The organism is Marinomonas sp. ABL3_031, assembly GCF_056161265.1.
This window is the reverse complement of record NZ_JBSWYU010000010.1, coordinates 127,127-145,764: the sequence shown is the minus strand read 5'-3', so window position 1 is coordinate 145,764 and position 18,638 is coordinate 127,127. Positions and strand designations below refer to the sequence as shown.

General features: G+C 44.4%; 15 protein-coding genes and 1 riboswitch. Of the genes, 11 read left to right on the top strand and 4 right to left on the bottom strand.

From position 1 onward, the window contains the following. The first annotated feature begins 123 nt into the window (after positions 1 to 123). From ACXAH2_RS12375 to ACXAH2_RS12325, 11 genes are all read left to right on the top strand, one after another. Complete coding sequence (locus ACXAH2_RS12375) at positions 124 to 1,422, top strand: insulinase family protein (protein ID WP_475078891.1); 1,299 nt, start codon at positions 124 to 126, stop codon at positions 1,420 to 1,422. Then, entirely contained in the window at positions 1,419 to 2,024 is a 606-nt protein-coding gene (rsmD, locus tag ACXAH2_RS12370) for a 16S rRNA (guanine(966)-N(2))-methyltransferase RsmD (protein ID WP_475078890.1), read from the top strand. The genes ACXAH2_RS12375 and rsmD overlap by 4 nt, the downstream gene beginning before the upstream one ends. Before the next feature lie 239 nt (positions 2,025 to 2,263). After that, positions 2,264 to 4,150 (top strand): methyl-accepting chemotaxis protein, encoded by a 1,887-nt coding sequence (locus ACXAH2_RS12365; RefSeq protein ID WP_475078888.1) that lies wholly within the window; start codon positions 2,264 to 2,266, stop codon positions 4,148 to 4,150. Between the two features lie 174 nt (positions 4,151 to 4,324). Then, positions 4,325 to 5,506: a homoserine O-succinyltransferase MetX gene (gene metX / locus ACXAH2_RS12360; RefSeq protein ID WP_475078926.1), complete on the top strand. Its 1,182-nt coding sequence runs from the start codon at positions 4,325 to 4,327 to the stop codon at positions 5,504 to 5,506. After that, a complete protein-coding gene (gene metW, locus ACXAH2_RS12355; RefSeq protein ID WP_475078886.1) occupies positions 5,496 to 6,092 on the top strand; it encodes a methionine biosynthesis protein MetW in 597 nt (198 codons plus the stop codon). The genes metX and metW overlap by 11 nt, the downstream gene beginning before the upstream one ends. A gap of 62 nt (positions 6,093 to 6,154) precedes the next feature. Next, positions 6,155 to 6,760: an XTP/dITP diphosphatase gene (locus tag ACXAH2_RS12350; protein ID WP_475078885.1), complete on the top strand. Its 606-nt coding sequence runs from the start codon at positions 6,155 to 6,157 to the stop codon at positions 6,758 to 6,760. Next, positions 6,757 to 7,923 carry a radical SAM family heme chaperone HemW gene (gene hemW / locus ACXAH2_RS12345; RefSeq protein WP_475078884.1) on the top strand — a complete coding sequence of 389 codons (1,167 nt, stop codon included), beginning with the start codon at positions 6,757 to 6,759 and terminating at the stop codon, positions 7,921 to 7,923. The genes ACXAH2_RS12350 and hemW overlap by 4 nt, the downstream gene beginning before the upstream one ends. Before the next feature lie 375 nt (positions 7,924 to 8,298). After that, positions 8,299 to 9,882, top strand: coding sequence for a BCCT family transporter (locus tag ACXAH2_RS12340; RefSeq protein WP_475078882.1), 1,584 nt, complete (start codon positions 8,299 to 8,301; stop codon positions 9,880 to 9,882). A 69-nt stretch (positions 9,883 to 9,951) separates the two neighbouring features. Then, positions 9,952 to 10,057, top strand: a riboswitch (yybP-ykoY riboswitch). 85 nt (positions 10,058 to 10,142) lie between these two features. Continuing rightward, positions 10,143 to 10,709: a TMEM165/GDT1 family protein gene (locus ACXAH2_RS12335; RefSeq protein WP_475078881.1), complete on the top strand. Its 567-nt coding sequence runs from the start codon at positions 10,143 to 10,145 to the stop codon at positions 10,707 to 10,709. Between the two features lie 11 nt (positions 10,710 to 10,720). Next, on the top strand, positions 10,721 to 12,577 hold the full coding sequence (locus ACXAH2_RS12330) for a DUF294 nucleotidyltransferase-like domain-containing protein (protein WP_475078879.1): 1,857 nt from the start codon (positions 10,721 to 10,723) through the stop codon (positions 12,575 to 12,577). Between the two features lie 3 nt (positions 12,578 to 12,580). Then, positions 12,581 to 13,291, top strand: a complete 711-nt coding sequence (locus ACXAH2_RS12325; protein ID WP_475078878.1) for a 3'-5' exonuclease — start codon at positions 12,581 to 12,583, stop codon at positions 13,289 to 13,291. A gap of 16 nt (positions 13,292 to 13,307) precedes the next feature. Here the strand turns inward: ACXAH2_RS12325 and ACXAH2_RS12320 are convergent, their stop codons facing one another. From ACXAH2_RS12320 to ACXAH2_RS12305, 4 genes are all read right to left on the bottom strand, one after another. Continuing rightward, positions 13,308 to 14,366: a LacI family DNA-binding transcriptional regulator gene (locus tag ACXAH2_RS12320; protein ID WP_475078876.1), complete on the bottom strand. Its 1,059-nt coding sequence runs from the start codon at positions 14,364 to 14,366 to the stop codon at positions 13,308 to 13,310. A gap of 274 nt (positions 14,367 to 14,640) precedes the next feature. Then, positions 14,641 to 16,260, bottom strand: coding sequence for an alpha-glucosidase (locus tag ACXAH2_RS12315; protein ID WP_475078874.1), 1,620 nt, complete (start codon positions 16,258 to 16,260; stop codon positions 14,641 to 14,643). Positions 16,261 to 16,330: 70 nt separating this feature from the next. Continuing rightward, positions 16,331 to 17,425: an ABC transporter ATP-binding protein gene (locus ACXAH2_RS12310; RefSeq protein ID WP_475078872.1), complete on the bottom strand. Its 1,095-nt coding sequence runs from the start codon at positions 17,423 to 17,425 to the stop codon at positions 16,331 to 16,333. Positions 17,426 to 17,495: 70 nt separating this feature from the next. Further along, on the bottom strand, positions 17,496 to 18,638 hold the full coding sequence (locus tag ACXAH2_RS12305; RefSeq protein ID WP_475078870.1) for a carbohydrate ABC transporter permease: 1,143 nt from the start codon (positions 18,636 to 18,638) through the stop codon (positions 17,496 to 17,498).

The window sequence follows — 18,638 nt, the reverse complement described above, 5'->3', positions numbered from 1 at the left end:
ATTATAAGACTCTGCGTCATTGTGGTGGACGCACAAAATGATTATTTTATCATCATTCTGATTAGCAATCAGGCCTGTTTTTACACTATTTAACCTGTGTTACGGTCTTCTAAAGGTGCTCTAATGCGCGATAAAAATAAGCCTCTTTTCAGCCGCCCAATGTTGGCTGTCATTATGCTGTTCTCTACCTTGGCAATTTGGCTACTTAATCTCACTGCACCAAGTGCAAACTTGCCGCAAACAAGTATCCAAGAATGGTCAACAAAATCGAATATTCCCGTTGTCTGGCTAAATCAAAAAGACTGGCAAGGCAGCGATAAACTGGAAATCCGCTTTAGCTTTCGCGCTGCCAATACCAATACCAAACTCATTCAGTCCACTATGGCTATGTTAATGAGCGATTCCTTACCCCTTAGTACTGCATCGATCAATCAGCGCCTCTCTCCTTTAGCCGCAAGCGCCATGACCTATTATGATCATGAGAATCAAGTCATTGGACTCACCATCAGCAATGACCCAAATTATCTGATTCCAGCATTAAAGCTCGCTAAAACTTGGCTAACAGAAACCAAATTCAAAGCACGCACCTACACCAATTGGCTTAACCGCGACCCTTATCAACACGAGCCGCTACACGAACTAGAACAAGTACTGTTTGTAAAACACAGCACGCTACCACAAGAGCAATTCAGTCTTTCAGAAGTAAACAATTATTACCAAGACATGGTCCAATCCGTCTCCGCTATCTACTTAATCGGAGACTTGTCTGATAGAAGTAAAGCCCTCGTAGAAGCAGCATTGAATGCCATTACTGAGAACTTTTCTCCCAACACGACAGAAAATGATATACAAATAACGTCAGTCAGTACGGTAATTCAGCGACATCATGGTGAGCTTTGGCAGACTCGAAGCGCGGTGGCTCTTACGTCATTAAGTAACGTGACTCAATGGCTCAGTTTACAAATATGGGGCGCTGACTTAGTCAACAAACTTAATAACGAAGAAAAAGTCAATTTTGTTCAACTCAATCTGACATTAGCGCCTCAACATCCGTGGGTAGGTTGGAATATACAATATCATCTAAATGATACCCTAGACGCTAGAACGCCACCTACCGGAGCACCTCAATTGAGTCTTAAAAGCTTTGTATTTGCAGAACAAATTCCATCAAGCAATGATCAAGACACCTTTAATTCACTTCGTGAACAATTATTGCGACAAATTGAGCAAAATGCTCAGTCTCCTACATGGTGGGGGCAGATTGCCAGCCAAGTAAGTCACCAAGATACAGAGCTGACGCTAGAAAAATTCGCTAACAACTATCGAGACGCTGTGGATAATTTCAACTTCCAAGCCTACCAAGAAGCATTAAAAGAATTATTTGACACACAAACATACCAAGAAATTCAGGTTTACCAATGACAAAACGTTCGTCTTCTAAGCACAATAGCGGTAAAAACAAAAGCGCAAAATTACGTATCATTGGAGGAGAGTGGCGCTCACGACAATTGCCCATTCCTGATGTCGAGGGCTTAAGACCCACACCGGATAGAGTTCGCGAAACTCTTTTTAATTGGATCAATCCTTATGTCTCTGGTGCTGTTTGCGCAGACTTATTTTGTGGTTCTGGCGCCCTAGGCTTAGAAGCGTTATCCCGAGGCGCTAAACAGGTGACCTTTGTAGACAGCTCTCGAGTCGTCACCAAACAAATGCAACACAACCTAGCCACATTGCAAGCTCGACATGGACAGGTCATCACTCAAGGAGCTGATGGCTACTTACAACAATCGGCCCAGCAAAAATTTGACCTAGTATTCCTTGACCCCCCTTTTCGCAAAGGTTGGCTAGAAAAAATGATTCCTCTGTTACAACAAGGCTGGTTAGCAGATCGTGCCTTAATTTACATAGAGACGGAAAAGGAAACGCCATTGCCACCCTTGCCGATTCATTGGCAGTTGATGAAAGAAAAAAACGCAGGGCAACTAGTGTATCGACTCTTCGATGTAACCAATCACCTTTCCTAGCCATCAATTTACTATGACTTGTAAGACACCAGCCTTCTAGAGAAGCCACTTAAGGAAGCTAATTTTAAACTATAAATGTCAATCGCACCAAAAAAGAGCAAATTAAAAAGTTCCTCTTTACCTCAGAATAGAATTTCACTACTTTACGCATCTCATTGATTTTTTGCATGATACTTGCATACCGCTCACATAAAAAACAATGATCCATTAACCGCTCAAAAGGCAGGTAGGTGTAAGTAATGCTTAGTAACCTTTCTTTTAAATCCAAACTCGCACTGTTACTCGTTTCCGCCATTGTTGGCTTTATCTTGGTGACGTTTGTTGCTATTGAAGGCTTATCTTCGCAGCAAAATGCAAACAACGAACTTAGGACACTGTCAAAAATTCAGGCATCAAATGATCAAGTCAGCATTAATATGCTGGCCAGTGCTGACAACTTGCGTTCTGTAACCAGTAGCAATATTGAACAATATGTTCAAAAGGTAAAAGATCAGGCTCTATACAACGAAAATATTATCCAAGAAAACATGACATTAGCCAGTAATGACGAGCTCAAAACATTACTTAAAGGCAATTTAATCAAGATAGAAGAATATAGCCAATCGCTTCTTGCTTTGGTGAATAAACAAAACCTTATTGGCTTTGATTCAACCTCAGGAATGCGCGGTGAGATAGATCAACTTGGTACTAAGCTCACTGACGATATCAGCAGCTTAAGTTTATTAAAGCGTGAATTTTCTAGTGTAAGACAAGCCGAAGCCAGCTATTTGTCCGATCCGACAACGGACAACCTTGAGAAATTTAATAGTAATTTCGAGAAGTTTAACCGCCGTATTTCGAACTTCGGTTTTCAAAGTACACACGGTGTCACCGCAAACGCTTACCGTGATGCCATCCTAAAATACGGTGAAGAGTTTCAAGCCTTAGAAAACATTGAAGCGACCTTTGATAGTCATAAGCACACCTTTAGCAGTAGTCAATTCGAAGCCAGTAAACACATTGAGCAACTGATTATTAATGCAGAAGCTGACTCGGAAAATAGCTCCAACCAAGCCAACGCCACCCTACTTACTGTAAGCTTAGTGGTTATCGTGTTGGCAACCTTGTTGATGATTACTATTGGCCGCAGTGTCAACGCTTCTTTGAAAAGCATTGGCAATGACCTGAATAATGTCAAACAAGGTGACATGACAACCCAAGTGGCAATCAACACCAAGCGTAATGACGAATTTGATTTGCTGGGCACTTCCCTAAATGAGATGGCCAAAGGATTAAATAGTGTGCTTAAAGATGTGGTCACCACGACAGACACTTTTACCACTATGTCGACCGATTTGAACAACACCATCGGCAATATTTCCAGCAGCAACCATATGGTGAACCAACGAACTGATTCACTGGCAACCGCCACAGACGACATTTCCAGCCGACTGACTGAACTTTCTAACACTACAGATTTGTTGAAAAACCAATCGAATGATACTTACCAATCTGCGAAAGCGGGCGCTGATACCATCAACAAAGTATTAACCAGCATCAATGATACAGTCAATGTGGTACAGGTCATCAGTGAACAATTAAACCATCTCGGCCAACTATCAAAAGACATAGATAATGTGATTGCCATGATCAACGATCTTGCTAATCAAACCAACTTATTGGCACTGAATGCTGCCATTGAAGCAGCTCGCGCCGGTGAAGCAGGCCGAGGTTTCTCTGTAGTGGCCGACGAGGTTCGCGCTTTGGCGGAAAAAACCGTGGAGGCAACGTCAAATATCACAGCAATTGTTAGCACCATTCAAACTTCTACTCACTCCGCCATCACCACCATGGAAAGCGGTAAATCCAACTTAAGTGTCATCAGTGAAAATGGCAGTAAAGCTGAAGAAGCCATGCGTAATATTGAAAGCTTCGCCATGACAGGCACACAATCAACGGATTCCATGGCGGCAGCCATCCAAGATGTAGCCAGCACAGCGGTACAAATGAGCGCAGAAATGGACCAAATTGCTCAGCAACTGACAGAAGATACAGGATCAATCGACATCATGGCTGACAAGACGCAACAGATTCAGCAGTTATCACAACAACTGGCAGAGAAAACGCGTGTTTTTAGCCTCGCCTAACCTACATTCACGCAAGCGCCCCCCATTTAGTCTCTTTGTCTAAATAGGGGCATTTGTCCTATCTTCACTTGATGGTATTCCGCTCAGCCGCTAGACTGTGTGGATTATTTTTCGAGTCTGTTTCCTCATCATTTTCATGGAAACATGGATATTTCATTAGGATTATCAAAACCCATGCCAGACGCCATTCCTGCTGATTCTGTGGGCATAGTCACACCTCAGACAGCGCAATTTGACGAGCCTCTAACCTTAGCTTGCGGGCAAACTTTGGCATCGTATCAGCTGATTTATGAAACCTATGGCACACTGAATCAGGACGCTTCCAATGCTATTCTGATTTGCCATGCTCTGAGTGGCGATCATCACGCAGCCGGCTATCACCATCTAACAGATAAAAAACCCGGCTGGTGGGATTCTGCCATCGGTCCCGGCAAAGCTATCGACACCAATCATTTCTTTGTCATTGCGTTGAATAACCTTGGCGGCTGCGGCGGTTCGACTGGTCCCACCAGTATAAACCCTGCCACAGGTCAGGCGTGGCAAGCTGATTTTCCTATTGTCACAGTAGAAGACTGGGTAGAAAGCCAAGCGCGCCTAGCGGATCAACTCGGTATTGCCAACTTTGCAGCCATCGTCGGCGGCAGTCTTGGCGGTATGCAAGTTCTGGAATGGAGCATCCGCTATCCTGAGAGATTAAAGGCTGCCGTTATCATTGCATCGGCCCCCAAATTATCGTCTCAAAACATTGCTTTCAATGAAGTAGCACGTCAGTCTATTCGTCGTGATCCGCAATTTTTTGAAGGGCAATATCTGGCCAACAATTCAGTACCAACGAATGGTTTAGGTCTTGCTCGCATGTTAGGACACATTACTTATTTGTCCGACGATGCCATGGGAGAAAAGTTTGGTCGTCAGATGCGCCATGACGCCTACCAATACAATTATGGTATTGAATTCGAGATTGAAAGTTACTTGCGCTACCAAGGCGAAGCCTTTACCAAGCGCTTTGACGCTAATACTTATATGTTGATGACCAAAGCATTGGATTATTTTGATCCCGCGGCACAAACTGATGACGATTTAGCCGCGGTATTAAGCCGCGCCAAGTGTGAGTTTTTATTGGTCTCCTTCACCACAGACTGGCGCTTTTCGCCACAGCGCAGTGAAGAAATTGTCAACGCATTAATCAAAGCTGGAAAAGCGGTGTCGTACGCAAAAATTGAAGCCAGTGAAGGACACGATGCCTTCTTATTTCCAATCCCTCGCTATATGAAAGCCTTGAATAGTTTTTTAACGCGCATCGCCAATCAAGTGACTGCTGAGAGTCAGCACAAGGAGTCCGCCAATGCGTCCTGATTTAGAAATCATTGATGAATGGATTGAACCCAACATACGTGTTTTGGATTTGGCGTGTGGCCCAGGTGAATTATTGCATCACCTGATCAATCACAAGAAAATCAGCGGTTATGGCTTGGAAATCGGTGCCGACGATTTAAATACCTGTATTCAGAATGGCATTCCTGTTTTAGAACAAAACATTGATGAAGGTTTGCAGAATTTTGAAGATCAAAGTTTCGATCTTGTTTTAATGACCCATGCCCTTCAGCAATTCCGTCGCCCTGATTTACTGATCGACGAAATGCTGCGCATTGGCAAAGAATGCATCATCACCTTTCCTAACTTCGGTCACTGGCGCAGCCGCTTACATTTGGCGTTGAAAGGCCGAATGCCAGTATCCGAATTTATGCCATACAACTGGTACGACACACCCAACATCCACTTTTTTACCTTTCAGGATTTTGAACGTTTGTGTCAAGAAAAGAACATCAAAGTATTACGTTGGGCAGCAGTAGATGGTCAACTCAAAGACCATTGGTGGATTCGCTCCATGCCGAACCTTTTTAGTGAAACGGCGATTTTCCACATCAGTCGTAACGCCTAATTCCTCCGTCAGGCTGTCCATGCCATGACCGCCTGACGGAAACTCAGTTTGAGGACAACCCCGTGAACAAAACGCTCGTATTAGCCAGTAATAACGCAGGTAAAATCAAAGAATTTAACGCCCTGCTTAGCGACCTTGGTTTTGACGTTAAAGCGCAAAAAGAATTTGCCGTAGAAGACGCCGATGAAACCGGTTTAAGCTTTATCGAAAATGCCATATTAAAAGCACGTCATGCTTGCGAAAAAACGGGCTTGCCTGCATTAGCAGATGATTCCGGAATTGAAGTGGATTATCTAGGCGGTGCTCCCGGCATTTATTCGGCTCGATTTGCGGGTGAACATGGCAACAATCAGGCAAACAATGAGCTACTGTTGCAAAAGCTGGCTGGCGTTCCAACGGAACAAAGAAGCGCCCGCTTCCATTGTGTATTAGCTTATATGCGTCACAAAGACGATCCAACACCGAAAGTCTTTCATGGCGTATGGGAAGGCCGAATTTTGGAATCGTTAACAGGTCAAGAAGGCTTTGGTTATGACCCGTTATTTTATGTGCCCGAGTGCGATTGCAGTGCAGCCAGCTTACCAAAAGAAGTGAAAAACCAAATCAGTCATCGCGCCAAAGCATTACAACAGCTTTTAGCGGCCTTCCAACAGGGTGCCTCTAAGTGACTATCCAGTTACCGCCACTTAGTCTTTACATCCATTTGCCTTGGTGTGTGAAGAAGTGCCCCTATTGTGACTTTAATTCCCACCAAGCGGATCGCTTTCATCAAAACGATCAATTACCGGAAGAAGCCTATCTCCAACAACTGCTTGCGGATTTAGACGAAAACATGGCGTATGTGGCTGATCGTCCTATTCAAACCGCCTTTATTGGTGGCGGCACTCCCAGCTTAATGAGCGAAGACTTTTATTATCGCTTAATGGATGCGCTGCGCAGCAAGCTGACATGGGCAGAGCAGGCAGAAATCACCATGGAAGCCAATCCCGGTACCTTCGAGCAAGAAAAGTTTCGCCATTTTCGCCAAGCAGGTATCAACCGCCTGTCCATTGGCATTCAAAGTTTTCAACCCAAGCTGTTGAAAACTCTAGGAAGAATCCACAACCGAGAAGAAGCCATTCATGCTGTGGAAAAGTCACGCGCTGCAGGTTTTGATAACATCAACTTGGATTTGATGCACGGTTTGCCAGAACAAAGCCTGGCCATGGCAATGGAAGACTTGTCTCTGGCGATTGAGCTGAACCCGGAACATCTGTCTTGGTATCAATTGACCATTGAACCCAATACCGAATTCTATCGCCGCCCTCCCGCGTTACCAGAAGACAACACCTTATGGGAAATCCAAGACACAGGACAAACATTGCTAAGCCAACATGGCTACCATCAATATGAAGTCTCGGCCAACGCCAAAACAGGTCGCCAAGCAGCCCATAATCTGAACTATTGGCGCTTCGGAGATTATCTCGGCATAGGGGCTGGCGCACACGGCAAAATCACATTAGTTAATGGTCAAATATTTCGTACTCGAAAGACTCGTCACCCAAATCATTATCTCAATAACTTGCCTGCTGCCCTAGTTACAAAGGAAACCATTGCACCACATGAAATGCCATTAGAATTCATGATGAATCGCTTACGCCTGTTTGAAAGCTTTAATCTATTGGAATATCAACAATATGCACAAGAAAACATACCAAAAAATTTAGTAAATTCTTGCCAAGCCGCTTTAAAACGCGGCTTATTGGATGCTCAAGCTTGGCAAAATCAACGTATTCAAACCACAGAAAAAGGCAAACTATTCCTCAACGAATTACTCGAACTCTTTCTTTAGATAAGGTTCAACTTGCTTCATATAATTTGACATCTAAATAAATTGATGTGACGCTTACTTCGACGATGTAAAAAGATCGTCTTTAATGGTCTTTTTACTCAAGTCTAGTTGGAACTATCAAATAGTGATGCCAGCCAATCATTAATTTCATAATGAAGATTCCGTTTTATTTTGACCTCTTAACATTCACACTTTTTGAATTTTAAGTTGGTTCTTATTCATATGATCAAAAAAAGAACAGAATAAGTCGCGATAAGAACATTGCTCAATAATCGACTCTTATAGGGTTATAAAAGGCCACTGTTTCTAATGCATGTAATTTTCATCGTGAAATAGAAAAGGCTGGCTGCGTTTTCACTCATTCAGGAGAATATTATGAGTAATCAAACACCTGACAATGGTCGGGCGGAATACAACACTTCTTACAAAGTGGGTCAGGATAACGTCCAATTTCTCGGTTTGGATGTGTTAAACCCTGTTTTCAGTACCAGTGCTATCATCATACTCGCCTTCATCATTGGCAGTATTCTTTTCCCTTCCGATGCTAGCGCCTTACTTTCTAGCGCGAAAAACTGGTCTATCAGCAATTTTGATTGGTTCTTCATGGTCGCCGGTAACCTCTTTGTTCTATTTTGTTTAGCACTGATCCTCATGCCATTCGGCAAAATTCGTCTTGGTGGTAAAGAAGCCAAAGCAGAACATTCTACCCTTACTTGGTTCTGTATGTTATTTGCGGCAGGAATGGGAATTGGCCTGATGTTTTGGAGTGTGGCAGAACCAGTTGCTTACTATACAGGCTGGTATGGCACACCATTTGAAGTTATGAAAAACACTCCTGAAGCAAAAGATTTAGCCATGGGCGCAACCATGTTCCACTGGGGTCTTCATCCATGGGCTATTTATGCGGTTGTTGCGCTATCTCTGGCGTTCTTCGCTTACAACAAAGGTCTACCACTGACTATTCGTTCTGCTTTTTACCCATTATTCGGTGAAAAAGTATGGGGCGGAATCGGTCATGTGATCGACATTATCTCCGTGATTGCGACTATCTTTGGTTTGGCAACATCACTTGGTTTTGGTGCTCAACAGGCCACCAGTGGTTTGGCTTTCCTATTTGGCGTCCCAAACACCTTAACCACACAAATCTTAGTCATTTGTGTGGTTACCGCAGTGGCCATTTTCTCCGTAGCGCGGGGCCTTGAAGGTGGTGTGAAACTCCTTTCAAACGTCAATATGATCATTGCAGCCGCATTGGCTATTTTCATTGTGATTGTTGGTCATACCGGCGCTATTTTCGCTGCTCTCGGTGCTTTCTTATTGAACTACGTTGAAAACATCATTCCACTAAGTAACTGGATTGGTCGTGAAGATGAAACCTTCTACCACGGTTGGACAGTATTCTACTGGGCTTGGTGGATCTCCTGGTCACCGTTTGTTGGTATGTTTATCGCACGTGTGTCTCGTGGTCGTACCATTCGTGAATTCATCATTGCGGTATTGCTTGTCCCTACCTTAGTTACCCTAGTATGGATGGCAATTTTCGGTGGTTCCGCCATTGAACAAGTCCAAAATGGCGTTGGCGCCCTAGCCAATGGCATTGGTGATTCTTCTTTAGCCATGTTCCAGATGTTCGAAAATCTACCACTAACCGCCATCACGTCTTTTGTCGGTATTGTGCTGGTATTGGTGTTCTTCGTGACCTCTTCTGACTCTGGTTCGTTGGTAATCGACGGTATTACCGCCGGTGGTAAAACCGATGCGCCTATGATTCAGCGTGTTTTCTGGGCCGTATTGGAAGGCATCATTGCCATTGCCCTACTTGTTGGTGGTGGTTCTGAGGCGCTTGGTGCGATTCAAGCGGCTGCTATCACTATCGGACTACCTTTCACTCTATTGATGCTGATCATGTGTATCAGTTTATGGAAAGGTCTACGCAGTGACATTCACTTGTATAAGTAAACCTTAATAAGTATTCAACGGGCGGCCTAGGCCGCCCTTCTTGTTTCAATAGGAAAAATACTCTATTATCTGCGCATCTTAGGGGAGTAATCTTCTTCGTTTTACGAAGATTCTTTGTCAACATAATTGGGCCTCATGCTCATGGCAAAGAAGTCCTGATGCCAAGTACAGGATTGATGAGACTTAAGACAAGAACTTGACTCTGGTGGGCTCAAGTTATTTGTCTTTTGTATTATCGCCCACCTAGGACACATCAACTAATGGAAGCACTGTTAACTTCTACTTCAACCGTTGCCTTAGCCGAAATGGGCGATAAAACCCAATTATTGGCTCTGTTTCTAGCGACCCGATTTGCCTCAAAAACCAGCATAGTATTGGGTATTTTGTTCGCCACCTTATTGAATCACGCTGTGTCGGCATGGTTTGGAGCAGAATTAGCACAATGGCTTCCAGACAATATAATGAATTGGATTGTGGGTGTTAGCTTTATCGCCGTAGGTTTATGGTTATTGATTCCCGATAAGGACGAAAGTACAGACAATCAATTATTGAAATACGGTGCTTTCTGCGCCACTTTCATGTTGTTTTTCTTGGCCGAAATCGGCGACAAAACACAAATCGCTACGGTATTACTTGGCGCACACTATGGCAGCGTGTGGGCGGTCTTGCTAGGCTCTACGTTAGGTATGATGTTAGCCAATGTACCAGTGGTTTTTGCCGGTCGCTGGTTGATGGATAAAATAAAACCTGAGCGCACCCGTCAATTAGCCTGCCTACTGTTCATCGTCATTGGCATGATTACTCTAGTCTCGCCCTATCTGCAATAAAAGGTTTCACTATGGATATTGAATTAACCGAAATTTTAGACGCGCTTTGCCAGTACGCTCCCTTCAATGACATTGCAGATGAAGCCCCCTTGGCAGACATGACAAAAGAAATCGAGATTCAGTATGTGCGTGCAGGAGAATGGGTCATTTCTACCAACGCCTTGAATAACACCCTTTTCTTCATCCGCAGTGGCGCAATCGAAGCGCTCAATAAAGACAATAAACTGATACGTCGCATGAACGAAGGAGAACTTTTCGGTTACGCCTCTATACTTAGAGGTGGTAAATCTTCACAAAAGATGAGAACCATCGAAGACAGCTTACTGTATCGCATTCCTGCTCGTTGGTTTCTCAAGCTGTATGAAGAAAACGATACCTTTTCGGACTTTTTCGAACTGGCTCGTGAAGTACGTCTGCGTCTCGCTATGGACTCACAAACTTCTGACGTTTCACTCATGACCTGTCCAGTAACCAGTTTATTAAGGCGTCAGCCAATCTCCACTCAAGCGGATTCAAATTTACTAACCGCCGCGCAAATTATGACAGAACATCGGGTATCCAGCTTGCTAATCACAGATCAAGAAGAGCTGATTGGCATCGTCACCGACCGCGATTTGCGCACCCGTGCTTTGTCAAAGGGACTGGCTTTTGACACCCCCATCGCCGACATCATGACACCTGACCCTGTTGTCCTCGATAGCCACGATTACGCCTCTGAAGCCATTCTCAAAATGATGGCGCGAAATGTTCATCATTTACCCATCATTAAAGATGGTAAGCCTATTGGCGTAATTAGCGCAGGTGATATTGTTCAGAGAGAAAGTCATGGCAGCGTTTATTTAATCAGTGATATTTTTAAGCAAAGCAACATTGAAGGTCTGCAAAGTATCAGCCGTAAAATGACCCATACCTTTACTCAACTGGTAGTGGCTGATGCGAATACACAAATGATAGGTAATGCCATGTCCCACATTGGTATCGCCTTTGTAAAACGCCTACTCCAATTAGCAGAAGAAAGATTTGGCAAACCGCCAGTGCCATACTGCTTTGTTGCCTTGGGTTCACAGGCTCGAGAAGAACAAACCATTAAAACCGACCAAGATAACGCCCTGATTCTCAGTGATAAATACGACGCTAAAGTACATGGTGAGTATTTTACTTCACTCAGTAATTGGGTCTGTCAGAATTTAGACAAATGCGGTTACGACTTGTGTAGTGGCGACATCATGGCGTCCAATCCACGCTGGCGTCAACCATTACACGTGTGGAAAGACTATTTCAGTCAATGGATTCGTGAGCCCAAAGCAGAAGCCTTATTAAGATTGTCCATCTTCTTTGATCTACGGGGCATATATGGTGATAAAAGTCTCGCACTACAGATCAATCGACACATACGCAAAGAAGCAAAAGAACACGCCAGCTTTCTAACCTTTATGGCACGCAATGCCAACCAAAGGAAGCCACCACTCGGTTTTTTCCGCCAATTCGTATTGGACGGAGAAGGCAAGCAGTCACGTACTTTTAACCTCAAAGAAAGAGGCATTGCACCTATCATCGACATAGTTCGCGTACATGCCTTAGCCATTGGTAGTGATAAGTTAAATACGCTTGAGCGCCTTGAAGACATTGAAGGCGCAAGCCTATTACCTGATGGTCGCGCCAAAGATTTGGCTCTGGCACTGGAAATGATTGGCATGGTACGTATTCGACACCAAAAAGAACAGATCGATACGGGAGAATCGCCAAATAACCACGTAAATCCTGCCAATTTGTCTTCCTTTGAAAAACGTCATCTTAGAGACGCTTTTGACATCGTCGCTCGTCAACAAGAATTTATTAAGTTCCGCTATGCGGGGAAGCGCAGTTAAGTTATGACAGTACGTATTTCTAATCAACACATAACGCCGTTTGATTGGCCAGAACATTTCAAAAAATGGGCAGAAGAAGCGCCTGAAGGGGCCTTAAAGCGCTATTATCAAGCTGGCATGATTACTGCCGAGACACCTTTACAGGATGTGCCTTTACTCGCATTGGATCTTGAAACCACTGGTTTAGATACGAAAAACGACGAGATCATCAGCTTGGGGTTGATGCCCATGACACACAATGTCATTCGTTGTCAGGGGGCCAGCTACTGGATGGCGCAGCCCAAGCAAACTTTGCATGCCGAATCGGTGACCATTCACGAAATCACCCATTCTGAGCTCGCCGACGCACCACAATTGGATCACATTTTGGACGACATTCTAGATGTCATGTCAAAACAGGTTGTCGTAGTGCATTGCGTGGCGATTGAAAGGCAATTCCTCCTAGAAGCCTCCTTAAAACACTATGGTTACCCTTTGTATTTTCCGGTACTGGATACCATGGACATAGAACGGCAGGCGCAGCATAAGCCATGGTGGAAACGCTTCGGTAAAGCACCGTCCCTGCGTTTAGATGCGTGTCGACAACGCTACCATTTGCCGAGATACAAAGCCCATCACGCATTGACAGACGCCCTATCATCGGCGGAACTACTACAAGCCCAAATTGCCTATCATATGGATCTAGAAGCCAACATCGGCCACTACTGGCTTTAAATATCATCTTTCAGCCTTACAAGGCTGGACAGCTCTCACGTATTACCAGTTCTGTCTCTAACACTACGTCTTTCGCTTCGCGTAACCCTAAAAAGACTTCTGCTGCGACACGCCCTTTTTCCACTGTTTGTTGATGGATGGTGGTAATAGAGGGATGAAAGTTCTCACTTTCAGCTATGCCATCAAAACCCACTACTTGCAGATCTTCTGGTACACGAATGCCTAACTGCAATGCTGCTTGCACGGCAGCAATGGCAATACAATCACTCATGCAAAGTAAGAGTTGTGGACGGTTGGCCATGGTCAAAGCTTCTCTAGCCGCTTGATAAGCCAATTTGTGATTGTTTTCAGGAATATTCCAAATACACTCTGACGGTACAACAATTTGATGCTCTTTGAGAGCTTCAAAATAACCGTATAAACGTTGAATCGAGATCGATGCAGCGCGATCAAACAACTCATCTTCACGAATACGACAGACACGATCGGTATCTAATAAACTCAAGCCTAAAATAGCCACACTTTGTGGATTATGCGTCAAGGCATGTTTGGCAATAGTATAAGCACCGCTGTGGTTTTCCACATTCACCGAGGTGGTACCGGGAATAAAACTGTCCACTGTGATGATGTTTTTGTTGGGCATTAACCAAGGCGCATTAATACACTGTTGAGGTTTGTGTCCATAAACAATAAAGCCATCTACCATGGAAGATTGCATGCGACTTTGGGCGTCTTGTTCTACCTGATCAGAAGACAACAGCAGCATATTGTACTCATTCGCTTCAAAAACCTCCGCCATGCCTTTCAAAAATTGATTAGCAACCGGATCGGTTAAGCTGTAGCTCAAGTCATCCGAGAGTACAATACCCACAATACCAGTTCGCCCTGTACGCAAACTACGTGCTGCCGCATTCGGGCCAAAATAACCCATTTTTTCACATTCACCCAGAATGTTTTCACGCAAACTCGCCGATAATTGATCTGGTCGATTAAAGGCGTTTGAAATGGTTGCGGTGGAGACCTCTAAGCGTTCCGCTACATCTTTCAAGGTCAACTTTTTTATGTTTTTCTTCATATGAACACTCACTAGAAATAAGAGCCTTGCCGATTCAGTTCCATTTGCCTAAAGAAGGTGCGAATAAGTCTTCTAAACATCGCTCTTATCAAAGAAACGACCTTTCAAGGCAAGAGTGAGCAGGAATGTTCATACCTTTCAAGCACTCTTAACAGAGAGGCCATTTCTCCTTAATACAAGACTCAAGTATTCTATCAAGCTTTCTAACAAGTACGAATACCTCGACCTCTACTGGATCCCAATAAACAACAAACCAGCAAAAGTCACCACGTCCTTAGCGCTGACGCGCATAACAAGCTTGATAAGCAGGTAAAGTTAAAGTTTGATTCGATAACTGGCATTGGAAACCATGACCTTCAAGAAGCTCTAAATCACCAGTGTTTAAAGTGGCAACTTGTTCTTCACCTGTCATATTCAATACCACAAGCAAAGACTCTTCTTGGTAATCACGCACAAAGGCAATTAACTCACCATTAGCAACATCAATCTGGGTTAACTCACCGTTCACTAGAGCGGGTTGTTGTTGACGCCATTTGATGAACTGACGCATCTTATGCAACAAAGAATCCGACTTAGCTTCTTGCTCTTCCACACTCAATGGCAAGTGATCTTTATCCACTGGTAACCAAGGCTCAATCGTTGAGAAGCCGCCTTGGGTCTTGTTTTCCCAAACCATAGGAGTACGACAACCATCACGACCTTTAAAAACCGGCCACAACGGAAAACCATATGGATCTTGGATGCGATCATAAGGTACATCCGCTTCCGGTAAACCAAGCTCTTCTCCTTGATATAGGCAAACACTGCCACGAATAGAAGCAATCAAGGCGGTAACAATCAACGGATAAGCTTCAGCATCTTCATTCGCCCCCCAGCGAGTACGTGAACGAACTACATCATGATTAGAAACCGCCCAACATGGCCAACCATCGCCGACTATGTCCTGCATGTTTTTCAACACATCACGGATATAAGCAGGTGAATGGGGCTTATTCAACAAATCAAAGGTATAAGCCATGTGCAGTTTGTCACCGCCAGAAGTGTATTCCGCCATACGATTCAGAGGAAAATCATCACCGATTTCCCCCACAGTGGTACTGCCAGGGAATTCATCCATCAAAGCACGCAATTCTTTCAGGAATGCCAAGTTTTCTGGACGACTTAGATCGTATACATGACGCTGGTAAGAGTATGGGTTATCTTCTGGCGCACCTTTGGTTTTAGGCTCGCCCGGTGGTACTGGAGGATTGTCTTCCAAGCCTTTACTGTGGAAGTAAAAATTCACCGTATCCAAGCGGAAACCGTCGACTCCCAACTCTAGCCAAAAACGCATATTATCTAGATGCGCCTTACGCACTTCCGGATGATGAAAGTTCATGTCTGGCTGAGACTCAAGGAAGTTGTGCAAGTAGTATTGCAAACGACGACTGTCCCATTTCCAAGCACTGCCACCGAAGATAGACAACCAGTTATTTGGTGGCGAACCGTCTGGCTTAGGATCAGCCCAAACATACCAATCCGCTTTCGGATTAGTCTTGTCCTGACGACTTTCTTCAAACCAAGGATGCACATCAGACGAATGACTGATCACCTGATCGATCATGACCTTCAAACCCAGATCATGTGCACGATTCACGAGTTTTTTGAAACCCTCCAAGCTACCAAACATTGGATCAATATCGCAATAATCCGAAACATCATAACCAAAATCTTTCATTGGTGAAGTGAAGATCGGTGACAGCCAAATGGCATCCACTCCCAACGACGCTACGTAATCCAACTTACTGGTAATACCATCCAAATCGCCCACACCGTCGCCATTAGCATCCATAAAACTACGCGGGTAGATTTGATAAATGATCCCGCCTTTCCACCAATTCAAATTGGTTGTCATATTGACTCTCCAAAAACAATAAATTTGCGACAAGGCAGCGCCTCATCCCAAGCAACAATCAGATTGAAAATTAGCGACGGTAAGACAATTCTTGCTCGTCGAATAAATGCATTTTTTCTGGCAATGCAGACAAATGAACTTGGTCACCACGTTGGGTATTCAAAGTGCCTGACTCTTTCGCAATCACCATGTCTTCACAGCCCGGTACTTGTACGTAAAGCAAGGTTGCTTCACCTAGGGATTCAACAAAAGACACACTACCCGATAAGAAACCTTCTTCTGCCGTCGCCACCACGCTTAAATCTTCTGGACGAATACCAAAGAAAGCCGCCTTAGACTGTTCGCTGGCCGCGGTTGAGATTGGCGCGGTTACCGACATGTCTGCCGACAAAGACAGTTCTGTTTGCTCACCCGTTTTCTCAATACGGCACGGCAAGATGTTCATCGCCGGAGAGCCGATAAACTTAGCAACAAACACATTGGCAGGGTTTTCATATAACTCTAAAGGTGAACCCACTTGTTCAATGTTGCCCGCTGACAACAACACAATACGATCTGCCAAGGTCATGGCTTCAACCTGATCGTGGGTGACATAAATCATAGTTGAATCCGGCATACTGTCTTTCAGATTGGCAATTTCCATACGTGTTGCCACTCGCAACGCCGCATCCAAATTAGACAAAGGCTCATCAAACAAGAAGACTTTAGGACGACGCACTATGGCACGGCCAATCGCTACACGCTGACGCTGACCACCAGATAAGGCTTTTGGCAAGCGATCAAGATAAGGCGTTAATTGCAGCATGTCTGCCGCTTTACGCACTTGTTGATCGATTTCTTCTTTGCTGGCTTTCGCAATTTGCAAGCTAAACGCCATATTGTCATAGACCGTCATATGCGGATATAAAGCGTAGCTTTGGAATACCATGGCAATGCCGCGCAAGGCTGGCGGAATATCGTTTACCACCTGTCCATCGATTTCCAACGTACCAGCCGAAATCTCTTCCAATCCAGAAATCATGCGTAATAAGGTTGATTTACCACAACCAGATGGACCCACAAACACAATGAATTCACCTTGTTTGATGTCCAAATTGATGTCTTTTAAAACTTCAACTTTGTTCGAATAAATTTTCTTTACATGGGTTAACTTAACATCAGCCATGATTTTAATGCCTCAATCTAAATGCTTACCTTGAGCGGGGAGCTGAGCTCAACCCACTCGCTTAGGTGGTTTATTTCACAGAACCTGCCAGCAAACCGCGTACTAAATAACGCTGCAAGCTGAAGAAAACCAATAACGGAATAATGATGGTAATGAAAGCTGACGCTGTCAGGATCTCCCAGTTACCGCCACGAGAACCCAATAACTCACGCAATTGCCCCGTCAGCACCAAATGCTCCTGATTGTTCCCCAAAAACACCATGGCAATCAGCAAGTCATTCCACACCCAAAGAAACTGGAAGATGGCAAAAGAGGCCAGCGCAGGGAAAGACAAAGGCAAAATAATTTTGCGGAAAATATCAAAGTCAGACGCCCCATCGACACGTGCCGACTCAATAATTTCACCAGGTAAACCTGAGATGTAATTACGCAGTAAATAAATCGCTAATGGAAGACCAAAGCCCGTGTGGGCCAGCCATATCCCCACATAGGTTTTTGAACCAACGCCAAAAAATTCACCAATTAGATTGTAACTCTTTAGCAGAGGTATCAATGACATTTGCAAAGGAACCACCAGTAACCCCACCACGCCAGCAATCAGCAAAGCACGTCCAGGAAAACGCATCCACGCCAAAGCATACGCCGCAAAAGCCGCTACCAATATGGGAATAATGGTGGCTGGGATTGTCACTGTTAGGGAATTAATGAAAGACTGTCCAAGTCCTTCTGCACTTAATACTTCACGGTAGTTATCTAAGGTGAATCGAGGTGGCACTTCAGCAGTGTAGAAAATACGTTGTCCGCGAGAGCCTTTCCATTCGGTTGGCGAAGACAAGACATAATCTCCATTCGCATTCACTTGTAAAGAGCGGCCCTTTTTCATTTCAGCGACTTCACCAACGGCAAAGTCTTCGGGCTTTAATGAACTATAGCCAAAACGCGCTATTTCACCACTTCCACCTTCCAACAAATTTCCGCGGATAACAAATAAATCGCCTTCTTGCACTTGCGATTGCGGCGTTTCAGCTCGCGCAACTAGGCGTTGCTCCGAAGTGGATAATGCTGTCCACCAACCTGACACAGACAACTGGTCTTTGTCACGAATCGAAGAAATAAACAGACCCGCGGTTGGGATAGTCCAAATCACCACCAAGAACAATACGGTAGCATGGACCAAAAAAGTTAACGGCGTACGCTTTGAAGAGGCAATCAT

Bases quoted from the DNA above. Each gene is read 5' to 3' on its own strand.
- ACXAH2_RS12340 (WP_475078882.1), top strand. From the start codon at position 8,299: ATGAGTAATCAAACACCTGACAATGGTCGGGCGGAATACAACACTTCT.
- ACXAH2_RS12335 (WP_475078881.1), top strand. From the start codon at position 10,143: ATGGAAGCACTGTTAACTTCTACTTCAACCGTTGCCTTAGCCGAAATG.
- metX (WP_475078926.1), top strand. From the start codon at position 4,325: ATGCCAGACGCCATTCCTGCTGATTCTGTGGGCATAGTCACACCTCAG.
- metW (WP_475078886.1), top strand. From the start codon at position 5,496: ATGCGTCCTGATTTAGAAATCATTGATGAATGGATTGAACCCAACATA.
- ACXAH2_RS12320 (WP_475078876.1), bottom strand. From the start codon at position 14,366: ATGAAGAAAAACATAAAAAAGTTGACCTTGAAAGATGTAGCGGAACGC.
- ACXAH2_RS12305 (WP_475078870.1), bottom strand. From the start codon at position 18,638: ATGATTGCCTCTTCAAAGCGTACGCCGTTAACTTTTTTGGTCCATGCT.
- ACXAH2_RS12365 (WP_475078888.1), top strand. From the start codon at position 2,264: ATGCTTAGTAACCTTTCTTTTAAATCCAAACTCGCACTGTTACTCGTT.
- ACXAH2_RS12330 (WP_475078879.1), top strand. From the start codon at position 10,721: ATGGATATTGAATTAACCGAAATTTTAGACGCGCTTTGCCAGTACGCT.
- rsmD (WP_475078890.1), top strand. From the start codon at position 1,419: ATGACAAAACGTTCGTCTTCTAAGCACAATAGCGGTAAAAACAAAAGC.
- ACXAH2_RS12375 (WP_475078891.1), top strand. From the start codon at position 124: ATGCGCGATAAAAATAAGCCTCTTTTCAGCCGCCCAATGTTGGCTGTC.
- ACXAH2_RS12310 (WP_475078872.1), bottom strand. From the start codon at position 17,425: ATGGCTGATGTTAAGTTAACCCATGTAAAGAAAATTTATTCGAACAAA.
- ACXAH2_RS12325 (WP_475078878.1), top strand. From the start codon at position 12,581: ATGACAGTACGTATTTCTAATCAACACATAACGCCGTTTGATTGGCCA.
- ACXAH2_RS12315 (WP_475078874.1), bottom strand. From the start codon at position 16,260: ATGACAACCAATTTGAATTGGTGGAAAGGCGGGATCATTTATCAAATC.